Source organism: Bacillus sp. LL01 (assembly GCF_001037965.1).
The window spans coordinates 1-12,299 of the sequence record NZ_LFEL01000027.1; the positions used below are offsets into that span (position 1 = coordinate 1).

10 protein-coding genes are annotated in these 12,299 nt (G+C 38.8%); 8 read left to right on the top strand and 2 right to left on the bottom strand.

Annotation, left to right across the window (positions count from 1 at the left end; translation table 11 throughout):
- The first annotated feature begins 1,053 nt into the window (after positions 1-1,053).
- Together AB685_RS22175 and AB685_RS22180 are read left to right on the top strand one after the other, a co-directional pair.
- The gene (locus AB685_RS22175) at positions 1,054-2,523 is read left to right on the top strand and encodes an FAD-binding oxidoreductase (RefSeq protein WP_053073917.1); all 1,470 of its coding nucleotides are present in this window, start codon (positions 1,054-1,056) and stop codon (positions 2,521-2,523) included.
- 11 nt (positions 2,524-2,534) lie between these two features.
- A complete protein-coding gene (locus AB685_RS22180; RefSeq protein WP_047972752.1) occupies positions 2,535-3,056 on the top strand; it encodes a hypothetical protein in 522 nt (173 codons plus the stop codon).
- Between the two features lie 363 nt (positions 3,057-3,419).
- Here the strand turns inward: AB685_RS22180 and AB685_RS32175 are convergent, their stop codons facing one another.
- Positions 3,420-3,746: an amidase family protein gene (locus AB685_RS32175; RefSeq protein WP_241773359.1), complete on the bottom strand. Its 327-nt coding sequence runs from the start codon at positions 3,744-3,746 to the stop codon at positions 3,420-3,422.
- A gap of 251 nt (positions 3,747-3,997) precedes the next feature.
- Entirely contained in the window at positions 3,998-5,737 is a 1,740-nt protein-coding gene (locus AB685_RS22190) for a DUF2207 domain-containing protein (RefSeq protein WP_047972753.1), read from the bottom strand.
- A 699-nt stretch (positions 5,738-6,436) separates the two neighbouring features.
- On the opposite strand from AB685_RS22190, the gene AB685_RS22200 reads away from it, so the two are divergent.
- From AB685_RS22200 to AB685_RS22225, 6 genes are all read left to right on the top strand, one after another.
- Positions 6,437-7,465, top strand: coding sequence for a tripartite tricarboxylate transporter substrate binding protein (locus tag AB685_RS22200; protein WP_053073919.1), 1,029 nt, complete (start codon positions 6,437-6,439; stop codon positions 7,463-7,465).
- Positions 7,466-7,513: 48 nt separating this feature from the next.
- The gene (locus tag AB685_RS22205; protein WP_047972755.1) at positions 7,514-7,957 is read left to right on the top strand and encodes a tripartite tricarboxylate transporter TctB family protein; all 444 of its coding nucleotides are present in this window, start codon (positions 7,514-7,516) and stop codon (positions 7,955-7,957) included.
- Between the two features lie 15 nt (positions 7,958-7,972).
- A complete protein-coding gene (locus AB685_RS22210) occupies positions 7,973-9,475 on the top strand; it encodes a tripartite tricarboxylate transporter permease (protein ID WP_047972756.1) in 1,503 nt (500 codons plus the stop codon).
- A 19-nt stretch (positions 9,476-9,494) separates the two neighbouring features.
- Entirely contained in the window at positions 9,495-10,151 is a 657-nt protein-coding gene (locus AB685_RS22215; RefSeq protein WP_047972757.1) for a GntR family transcriptional regulator, read from the top strand.
- Positions 10,152-10,173: 22 nt separating this feature from the next.
- A complete protein-coding gene (locus AB685_RS22220; RefSeq protein ID WP_047972758.1) occupies positions 10,174-11,517 on the top strand; it encodes an MmgE/PrpD family protein in 1,344 nt (447 codons plus the stop codon).
- A 66-nt stretch (positions 11,518-11,583) separates the two neighbouring features.
- Positions 11,584-12,299: SLC13 family permease (locus AB685_RS22225; RefSeq protein WP_047972759.1), on the top strand; the 716-nt coding region annotated here is incomplete at its 3' end.

The following is a 12,299-nucleotide window of genomic DNA, read 5'->3' on the forward strand; positions in this document are numbered from 1 at the left end:
TGTGTTTCACAGGTCTAGGTTACGCAGCTGTTCCACCTGGTGAACTGTAAAGGTATCACTATGTTAAGAATTAAAAGAGAAAATAAAATGAACACAAACCTTAAAAAAGCCATAAAGATGTGGAGTTATTATGTAAAGTACTAGTTGTATAGCCGATAAGTGTAAGGGGTAATAAATATTACTGAAAATAGTATGTTGAGTTTGAACTTAAGCTCTCTTAAGTGGACTCAGGTATCAGTCACCACCCGCAATGAAGCGTAACAAAATCAAGTGATAAAGCAGGCTGAAAAAGAAAATAATATTTATTCTTACATAAAATAGAAGGCTTAAGTTGTTTTTTGCTATAATCAGGATATAAGAAACAGGTCTTTAGGGTGAATTGATGAAAAGTAGTAAAGGTGCCTGTCACTTCTAAACATTTAGCTTTCAATCTCAGAGGTGAGAAATATTATTATTTTTAAAGTTCTTAAAGAGAAACTAATAATCGCTAATTTATCAATTATTTTAACTTCACTTCTGTTCACGGTTATTATTTACGTAGATTTTAGACATTTACCTTATGAAAAGACTTTTATAAGTTACGCATATATGCAGTATTCTTACCTTAGTTTTTTAATACTATATTTACTTGCTGTACCTGTAAACATGTTGTGGACTATGGCATTCAACAAAATCACTAAGAAGATATTCACTTCTTTTATTGTTATCCTACTTTTGTTAACCATATTTCTTACATCGTTAAGGATGGTTCTTCTCCTTCTACTACTATTAGTACCATTTGGTTTCTTTTTTTTGATTGGACGAATAATCAACGTAAAGGAGAAACATGTCTTCATTTTGATCCTATACTTTCTACTAAGCATTGCTTTATACATAGCGGTCTTTATGGGGGTCATCTCAATAGATAATATCCTTTCTAACTGAGTGAGGATGCCTGTCACCACCCGAATTAACAGGGATTTTGTCGAAGGGGATTGGTCTCATGCAGTCTGGCGGACCTTATAATACGAACGGAGCAGGATATAAGGCAATATTTAGCTTGGAGGAGGTAAGATGAGAACAATAGCTGAGTTAACAAAAAAACCATGCTTTCTTGGAATGTTAACTTGTATGGTTGTTATCGTTGTTTTTTGGAATATTCCAATAGAGAAAAGAGAATATGGACTTTCTCAGAGTAATTTAACAACGGATTATACAGGTCTTCTCCCTGAGCGAGTTGAAAGAGTAATAAACGCAGGTAATCGTGTCCAGTTACAAAAGATAATAAAAGAAGCAAACGAAATTGGCCGCCATATTTCGGTGGCTGGATTACAACACTCACAAGGCGGTCACACGTATTATAGAGATGGTACCGTAATTGATATGCGAACATTCAATGAGGTATTAGAAATAAATGAGCAGGCTAAAACGATTCGAGTTGAAGCTGGAGCAACTTGGGAAGATGTCCAGGAAGCTATATCACCTTATGGGCTAGCCTTGCAAGTGACCCAATCACAGTCGATTTTTACGATCGGAGGTTCACTTTCTGTTAATGCTCACGGGAGGGATATCCGTTTTGGTTCAATGGCTGGAACAGTAAAGGAAATGACTTTATTAACACCTACAGGAGAGATCAAGACCGTCACCCGTGATGATCCGGAAACATGGATGAAGTACGTATTTGGCGGATATGGATTATTCGGTGTGATCGTAGATGTAACATTGGAACTAACTGAAAACGACATCTACACCATTCATACAGAAAAAATAAAAACAGCTGAGTATGAATCCTACTTTACTAATCTATTAGACAACAAAAATACTGCTATGCACTATGCTAGGTTAAGTGTTGCTCCAAATACCTTTTTAGACGAAATGTATGTTATTGATTACAACTACACGGGAAAAAAGGATGATTATACGCCACTCAAAGGAGAACAAGGTGTTCGTCTTAGTAAGCTGGCACTTGATTTGGGTCGGCAAGGTGGATTTTTAGCGGATCTTTTCTGGGAATCTCAAAAGCTATATATTAACTCAATCGACGGAAATGAAATTACTCGAAATAACGCTATGCGGTCAGAATCCACCTTCATGGAATTTACAAAGCCTGGTCGAGTTGAAGTGTTACAAGAGTTTTTTGTGCCCATCCATTCTTATGAAGATTACATACGTGATGTAGGGCAATTGCTCTCGCCTAAAGACAAAAATGATGATTTTAAAGTCCATAATATTACGGTGCGGTTTGCAGCTGAAGATAGCCACACGAGTTTGAGCTATGCCAATGAAGATATGTTCGGTCTGGTTATATTAATAGAACATGGATTAAAAGATAAAGAAATGGCTAATGCAGAAGCGCTTATTCAAGAATGGACCAGTTTAACCAACAAACACGGAGGAACGTATTATCTTCCATATTACCGTTATCAAACAAAAGAACAATTCAGGCAGTCCTATCCTGAATGGGAAAGCTTTCTAGACGAAAAGTTAAGCCGAGATCCAAATGAAGTCTTTCAGAATTTATTTTATAACTATTATATTAAGTGAAGGAGCATGACATGAAGGATAAGAGTTTATGGCATATCCCTCTTGTTGTAACAGTGGGTCAGGTAGTTATTTTTCCATATTACATCATCTGGTTAAAAGAGGTATCTTTCACTTTCACCTTATTTGCATGGATGTTTGCTATCTTCTCTTTTTCAGCCGCTTGGGGATATCGCCTCTTTCAGTTGAAAAAGGGTAAGACTGATTTCTATATCCCATTTATTTATGTTGGGATGGGTTTTGTATATATACTTGTAGGGGGAGTGAAGAATTCATTTGGATTCCTTCCATACATCGTAGCTCTATTACAAATCATACTAGGCTTTTTACAGGGTTATTTTCGAGCATGGCATATCGAGCAGAAGATCTATAGCTTACACGCTGTGAATCACTATCTAATAGTTGGAGTAGCTATGATTGGGCTTTCTTTTGTTAAAATCGTTTCCCCTGCACTCTTCATTACTGGTTTTGGATGCGTGTTGTGTGGTTGTGGATTTTTGGATTTTATCAGTAAAAAGAAAGCTGGGAATATTTAGTGAGTAGTGATGGTGCCTAGTTTAATAACTAGTTCTTCAACAAAAAAATCCACGTTTTCAAATACAATAAAAGCACCTACTACAGACCTTCCAAAATAACCCCGACCAAGGAGATGAAAACGCGACATATACGTTATAATGTCTCATTCAATCTGGATGGAAATGCTTTTTTGGTAGGTACAGAGAATCACCCTTTTTATACACTAATAGCGAGCAGTCTATTTTAGAGACCGCTCGCTATTTAGCATTGTTCCATTAGATTAATAAGTAATCTCGATCACCCACGCACCTTATCTTCCAAACTAGGAACATGAACTGTCGGCTTTTTATCTTTCCACGGCAATGCTTCTTCAAGTTGGGCTGCTAACTGTAACAAAGTCGTTTCATCTCGAATCTTCCGGTAAACTGCATCCCAATTGGTAATCCATTTTGGCTTGTTTTGAGTGGTAGGGAGATAGAAGGTTGACCGGTTGCATTGAATAAATTAGTAAATGGTGCATACGTAAAGATCTGTTCAGTCCATTGTTTTGCATCGATAGTTGGGTTATTTGCATTTAATAAACCAATTTTAGCTGGCAGGGTCGCGATGGTTGGAGTTAGGAAGACAACATAATTCGTAAAGAAATGACCGACTTGTCTTGAAACCGTTGCGTTGGTTTCAATTGCATCTAATAAATGAGATGCACTCATTTCTTTTCCATATAGATAACATTGCCAGATGGCTGCCTCTATATTATTTTCTGAAGGAGTTCGGCCTGATAGCTTTGCTGTGCCTTCAATCATTTTATAGATATTTGCGGTCCAGATACGTAAAGTTGCTAGACTGAATAATTCCCATCATATTGAGGAGAAGCCTCAATAACTTCATGACCCAGCTCCTTACATAAGTTCACTGTTTCGTGTAGGGCTTTTAGGTATTTTATTTTAGTGAGTTAATTTGTTCAGTTTAGTATTTCTTTTTTCTGGTTCGATTTAGGAATCAAGGGTTWAAATGCACCTGATCCGCCGCCACCCCCGCCTGCTCCAGAACCTCCGCCAGTATAACTGCTTGAAGTAGCATCTAGACCAGCATTTTTCTCGGCACTTTGGAAATTTGACGTAGCAGCTGCAGCAATGATCAGCCATGTCGGGTCAAACCCATAAGCGGTAGTTGACGTAGCTCCGCTTGCATGAAAGGAGTGAACAAGTGATTCATTTTTCTTGGTGATCTTCTTATCTTTCATCCCCAACCCAAAAATAAAGGCGCGCATTTTTTCATCTTCTGTTAGTGTTTTCCATGTCGACTCCATGATCGTTGGAAACTGCTCTTTGAAATGGCGCCATTCAAGCGTTAGTTTCATTCCTTTTTCTGTTTTCGGATAATAACATATCGCAAAAAGCAACAAACCAAAGAAGATGATGAGTGATGAGATCATAAGTACCATCAGGCCATGTACAGCAAGTAAAATAATAAACGGAACGAGAAGGAAACTAATGAAACCAATCATGAAACGGTATTTGACTTTATTTTTATAGATGCCTGCCTCCTTTAAATCTGCTCTTACTGCCTGTTCCCAATTCGCCTTTAACTCCTGGTACGTTTTATGATTGTTTTTATTTTCGAGATAGGTCGTGATATCGTCAAAACTAAATTCATTGTCTGATCCTATTGCCGTAAAGAGCCACTCTACTAATTTTTGTTCATGTTTCTGCATCCCATGTTTGTTGACTAAACGGAAGCGATCCTTTTCTTGCTTTTTCACATGACCTTTTCGAACTAAATCTAACAGGGCCGCAACGGTTGCTTCTGGTAGGAGCTGTTGAAAGTTCATATAACAAATCATGGTCGGTAAGGACAGCGTTTCTTTTGGGACGACGGTTGAATGTGAAAACTCTCTTGTCACCCAAGCTTTACTTCTTTTTGATTCAAGCCAGGCCTTAAAAAGTACAAGCAAGAAGATGAAAGCAAAGAGTGGAACAATTACAGTACCGATCGTACCCAACAGCTCTTGCCTCTCTATTCTTGAGGCTTCAGCATCGATCAATGCCTGTTTCTCACCAACAATCTCATCACGCATTGGTTTATTGGAAATCTGTGTACTCGCAGGGAATAAATCCTTTTGATAGGCAACACGAATATCACCATTTCGTTTACGAGGAACCTCTCCCATCAAGTACTGAACGGTACCGTCTTCAAGGACGTTTTCGGTTTTGTATGCTTCATCATAACCAAAGGCAACCACTGGGGTTGTAGAGGTGGGTGGATAAACATAAATGGTCAAGTTTTCATAGGTTGACTGATTACTTGTATCAAAAAACGGCCAGTAAAACTCAGCCACATCGTCATAAACGTCAACACCATTTATGATTTCATAATGGAGATCCATTGTTACGGTTTCATCGTTCCCTTCTCGGTGAATACGATGCTCCGTTTGATCTGTTTCAATGAGTAGTGGATTATTTCCTTCAAATGCTTCAAGCTGCACAATCTCCGTGCCCTCTTTCGGTATTAATTCACGAATCATACCTCCAAATTCGCCACTAAACACATAGGTATGCTGCTCTTGTACAGACACATCCCCATTTGGTTGTAAATAAGCATGAATGTTAACATTTGTAATCTCGTAATCAACAGCGAGTACTTCAGTTGGTGTAAAAAAGAGAATTGCCATTAAAATTGCAGTTATGAACGTTTTATTCATTCATGATCCCTCCTGCCTTTCTACTTCCTTTACGAAAGAATCCATTGAAAAGTTTCATGGAGTGACAGCTTATTTTTTATGTGGAAAGGGAGTGGTGGACATTTATTCGTACAAATTTATGCCTGATTCGAACAAGGTAGCGAATAATTCAACGAAACTCAGTAATAATCCGACGAAACTCATCAATAATTCGGCAAATGGAGCAAGATATTGSAAAATGTTGAAGACCACAAGATTTGGCGCAGTTCGCTAGTTATATCTATATACCTAATATTTCTAAAAGAATGATCTACTCTTAGCTATAATAAGTAAAGAGTATCCATAGAAGGCTGGGAATAGGCTCTTGCAGCGGCGATGCTAGCACTCCTCATATTTAACCCTCTTTAACTTCAATAAACTAGTGGGTGTATGTGGTGAGGAATATTTGAGGTGAGTTCTCACAACAAATTCTTTAAAGCACATACATAATCCTTTTAAAGGGTCTACAATAGAGCGCGGTTTATTACTTATTGGTTTCTTGCCCCTTTAGTTAGCTGTATAAGTAAACTTATAAATGATTAAAGTGGTATACCGTTTTAAACAGAAGTTATTATGTTTATAAATAAAACCCTTATTAATCAAGAAAAAACGTTGACAGAATTGACTGAATTATATAATATCTATATTAGATGGTATACCACTTTAAGGGGGAGATAGGAAATGAAGAGAGGTAAAGGTTATCTTTTTTGTCTAATGATTGCATTGTTAATGGTAGTAGCTGCTTGTTCAGCGGGAGAATCTTCGACAGAAAATGAAAGCGGTTCACCGGGTGATGGAACTGCTGAAGCTGCAAGTGACTTTCCGACTAAGCCAATTACAATTGTTGTTCACACAAACTCTGGTGGCCCTACAGATTTAATGGCACGTGAGTTAGCTAGAGCCGCAGAAGAGGTATTAGGGTCAACGGTTGTCGTTGAAAATAGACCAGGTGGAAGTGGGGCTACAGCTATGGCTCAAGTATTTTCGGCTGACCCAGATGGTCATACTCTTGGGGCTATGACACCATCTCAAATTGGCCTTATTAACGGTACATTAAAAGATCAATATGATATTGAAGATTTTACGTGGGTGTCTAGATCACAAATTGATCCATACTTATTAGTTGTAAATTCTGAAAGCCCTTTCAACACGATTGATGATGTCGTGGAACATCTTAATGAAAACCCAAGAAGCTTAACGGTTGGAGGGTACGGCGCAGATGGATCAGGTCATAATGTTKCCTGGAACATTTTTGCAGAAGAAGCCGGTGTTGAAGCGAATTGGACACCTTATGAAAGTACTGGTGATGCGGTAACAGCTATTCTCGGAGGACACATTGATATAGCTAATTCTAACCCTGGCCAAGTCCTACAATATGTAGAAGCAGGACAACTTCGTATATTAGGTGTAATGGCAGATGAACGTTTAGAAGATCTTCCAGGTGTACCTACGTATGCAGAAGAAGGGTACGACGTTGATACAGATTGGGCTCAATTCCGTGGAGTATTTGGTCCAAAAGACATGCCGGAAGAAATTGTTGAAGCATTAAGTGATGCATTTATGGAAGCGTATTCTTCAGAATCCTATACCAACTACATGAAGAGTTCCCAGCTTGTTGAAGGTGCTATGGGAAGTGAAGAATATACAGAATATATTCTCAATCAAAATGAGTTAACGCAAGAGTGGTATGAACGACTAGGCGTTAATTAAGGTCGAGGGGGGAGAGTCTTTCCCCATTCTATAATGGAGGGTTAGTAGATGAACAGAAACATGGCTAATCTTATAGCTAGTATTGTGTTTATAATTATTGGCACTTGGTTTTTATACAATACGGTGCAGCTTCCACAAACAACAAACGCTGCCGACGTGGGGCCTCGTGCATTCCCACTCATCATGTCAATCTCAATCATCGTGTTTTCTATCGTCTTACTAGTTCAAACCATTTTATCGAGGAAGCAAGATATGGATAAGAAAATATACATCCATCGAGCATGGTCTGTTGTTACTTTTGCAGCCTTACTAATTATTTTTGTTCTAGCAATTCCGCGGCTTGGCTACTATTTATCAGCTCTCATCTTCTTCCCCTTATTTATCTTTGCAACAGGAGAGAAGTCATTGATAAAAGTCTCACTATTAACGGCGGGGTTTCTAGGTTTTACTAAAGTGGCATTTGACATGCTGTTAGGTGTTCCACTGCCGTAGAAAGGAGAAGAGAGTATGATTGAACAGTTATTATCGGGGTTCTCAATTGTTCTAGGGTCAGAAGTTCTACTGATGATTTTATTAGGAACAGTAGCAGGGTATTTTATCGGCTCAATCCCCGGGTTAACTCCAAGTATCGGAATTGCCTTGTTGATTCCTTTTACATTCGGAATGGAACCTGTAGCGGCTTTAGTGTTGCTTATCTCTCTCTATGTCGCTGCTGAATATGGAGGAGGAATCACAGCTATATTACTAAACGCTCCTGGTACACCTGCTGCTGCAGCTACTGCATTTGATGGATATCCACTAGCAACACAAGGGAAGGCTGGTCAAGCGTTAACGGTATCGATTGTTGCTTCTGCAATTGGTGCTTTCATAAGTACAATCTTACTAATCTTTACTGCCGTGCCGATGGCTAACTTCGCGTTGAACTTTGGACCGGCTGAATACTTTGCTTTAGCACTCTTTGGCTTAAGTTTAGTCAGTAGCTTAAGTGAAGGATCACTTGTCAAAAGTCTAATTGCAATGTTCATTGGGTTAATGGTTGTCACCATTGGAATGGATCCAATAAATGGGGTTCCAAGGTTTGCCCTTACAACTGATTTATTAGGCGGTGTACCATTTCTCCCTGCGCTCATTGGTTTATTTGCTTTATCAGAAGTCTTCTATATGCTTGAGTCTAAACAACATAAAACGAAGAAAATAAGTGAAATTGAGAAGTTTGGATTGAAAGCAACGAAAGAGACGTTAGGGAAGATGAAATTTACTTTAATAAAATCTCCAATTCTTGGTTACATCATTGGAATCATTCCAGGAGCCGGGGTAACAATTGCTTCATTGATAAGTTACAACGAAGCTAAACGGTCTTCCAAAAACCGCGAAACTTTTGGTAAAGGAAATCCAGAAGGTATAGCTGCTTCTGAAGGAGCTAATAACGCAGCTGTTCCTGGGTCTCTAGCGCCACTTTTAGCACTTGGTATACCGGGTTCTGCTAGTGCAGCAATTTTAATTGGGGCATTAACGATACAAGGTGTTCAACCTGGTCCGCTCTTATTCACAGAGCATCCAGAAATTCCGTATTCCATCTTTGCTTCTTTATTGATATCGATTCCTATCATGTTAGCAGTTGGGTTGTTCGGGGTGAAGATGTGGGTGAACGTGACGCTCATTCCWAAAAAAGTGCTCGCTGTCATGGTAGCTGGAATTTGTGTGTTAGGTGCTTATGCCTACAGTAACTCAATGTATTCAGTGTGGGTAATGCTCATTGCAGGTCTTATTGGATATTTATTTAGAAAGATTAATATTCCGACCACTCCAATTGTTCTTGCCATGGTATTAGGATTCATGATGGAAGTGAATTTTAGAAGAGCGTTAGTTGTATCAGAAGGAAGCTACTTCTTCTTTTTATCAAGACCTATTGCATTCGTCCTTATCGTTGCTGCCATTCTAACGTTGTTTGTACCAATCATTCGCAGCTTAAGAACGAAGAAGAAAGACGATCCAACTATCTCAATGTAATAAAAAGGAGTTATACATCATGGAAAAAGACATCAAAACAGATTCTGTGTTTGCCCATCTTTACAACGGCATTAGGGACGGAGTTATTAAGTCCGGTGATACTTTATCTGAAAGGAGCTTAGCCTCCGAACTAAATGTAAGCAGAACACCAGTAAGAGAAGCATTTCGCAGGTTGGAAAAATTCGGACTGGTACAAATGGAGCCTCATAAAGGAGTTCGAGTGATCTCTTTTTCAGTTGAAAAAGTGAAGCAGCTTTATCAAGTTAGGGAGGTGTTAGAAGGATTAGGTGCTAGAATACTAGCTAGTCAAGAGGAGCCCCTAGTCATTATTAAGTTGGAAGCTCTATTAAAGGAAGCTTCGATAGCAGCCAAGAATAATGATATCGATTTGCTCAAGACGATTAACTCGAAATTCCATAGTGAAATTGCCAATCATACTGGAAATCTATACTTAATTAATACGATGCAGACCCTGCAATCACATATAAGTGTATGTATGGCAACCTCTCTCAAAGTAACTGGGCGTCCAATGGAAAATATTGAAGAGCATCACCTCATTTTAGATGCTATTAAACGCAGGGATCCAGACTTTGCTGAGGCAGTAACAAAATATCATGTAAGAAAATCAAYGGAAAATGTACTTAAGAATCTTAACGTAGAAAAAGAAAACGAATAGATACCTAAAGGAGAGATCGGATATGGTGACAAAACAATTAGTAGAAAACGTATTAAATACAAAAATGGAACAAATCCCCCAAGAGGTTCGTGATCATGGAAAACGTAGCTTTTTAAACTGGATGGGTGTAGCGATTGGGGCAGCTCAGCACGAGTCAGTAGATATGGTGCTAGAGCTCAAAAAAGATTTAAACGGTGGAGAGCAAGTATCAATAGTAGGGCGTGAGGAAAAAACGGATTTATTATTAGCTGCACTAGTAAACGGAATGTCTTCACATATCTTTGATTATGACGACACTCACTTAGATACAATTCATCACCCGAGCGGGCCGGTTGCACCCGTTGTATTAGCACTTGGTGAACATCTTGGTCTAACTGGAGAAGAGATTCTCCATGCTTTCATTCTCGGTTGTGAGGTTGAACTTCGCATTAGTAACGCAGTGTATCCGAGCCACTACCATCTCGGATGGCATATTACAAGTTCAGCGGGTGTTTTTGGGGCGGCAGTAGCAGCTGGAACACTTCTGAAACTTGATGAAGAGCAAATGCTTCATGCGTTAGGACTAGCAGGTACACAGTCATTCGGTTTACGTGAGATGTTTGGTACAATGACAAAACCATTCCACCCTGGTAAAGCTGCACAGAATGGACTTCTTTCAGCGATGCTAGCAAAAAAAGGATTTACTAGTTCAAAGCAGGTACTAGAAGCAAAGAGAGGCTTTGCTAACGTTTTAGCACCAGAGCATGATTTAGAGAAAGTTAATGTTAGGTGGGGAACAGACTGGGAGCTATTAAAGAATGCATTTAAACCATATGCGTGTGGAATCGTACTGCACCCATCAATTGATGCATGCATTGAACTTCGTCAATATGCGAAACCGGAAGAAGTAGAGGCAATTGAAATTACAGTTAACCCTTATGTACTAGAGCTGACAGGTAAGCCTACTCCACAAACTGGGTTAGAAGGGAAGTTTAGTATTTATCATACAGGAGCTATTGCTTTCTTAGATGGGGATGCAGGTGAAGATCAGTATTCAAATGAGAAAGTGTTAGCAGATAGCACAGTAGCCTTCCGCGAAAAAATTCGCCCAACAGTAGATGAGAGTATCAGCGAGGAAAAAGCGTATGCCAAACTAATCTTAAAAGATGGAAGAACTTTTACAGCTAATATTGAGAAGGCAACTGGAAGCATCGAGAACCCAATGAAAGATGAGGCGCTTAACCGTAAATTTGAAAATCTTACAAAGCCAATCATTGGAGCTGAAAATACAGAAGCCCTTATTTCATCTTTATATAAATTGGATCAGGCGTCTAATTTAGATGAAATTCTATCCGCAACAGTCGGTCATAAATTAACTACAAACTAAAAAGGGAAAGCCTTGAGTAATCAAGGCTTTTCATAATGAACAAGTTAATTGGGGGAGGATGTGAGCATGGCTGAAATTCAACACACAGTAAAAAAAGAGACGTGGAAATATTTAGTTGCTGGTTTGTTCATGGTAGGAATTATAATGACCCCGTTGGTTCAGATTAGCGAGGAGATTGATTCTAAGATTATTACAACAGGAGCTATATTTATATTAGCTATTTTTCTTTGGGTTAGCAGGGTTATACCCGCATCATTAACTGCTATTTGCGTCATTGTATTGTTTGCTATTTTTGATGTTATTACATTTGAACAGGCGGCAAGCGGACTAGGAAATGAAATCATTTGGCTTGTTCTCTCTGTTTTGTTTATGGGTCTTGCAGTAGAAAAAACGAATTTAGATAAAAGAATTGCTTACTCCATTCTTTCTTTTTCAAAGGGGTCCGTCCGAGTAATACTCCTTAATCTGATTGTGTCTGCTTTTTTATTAACATTCCTCATTCCAAATGCAGTAGGCCGCTTAGCTGTGTTAATGCCGATTGGAAAAGGAATTATTGACAGTATGCAAAAAGAGGCCGGAGAGAATATTGGGAAATCAATCATGTTAATTGTTACCTACGCACCTTATGTGACAACCGTTGCACTTTTAACTGGAGCTAGTGGATCTATTTATGCGACGGGGTTATTTGAAAGTATGGTTGGCTATAGTTGGGGTTATTTAAACTGGATGGTTGTGATGATTCCTCTGGTCTTATTTGTTTTACTTGCTCTATGGATCATCCT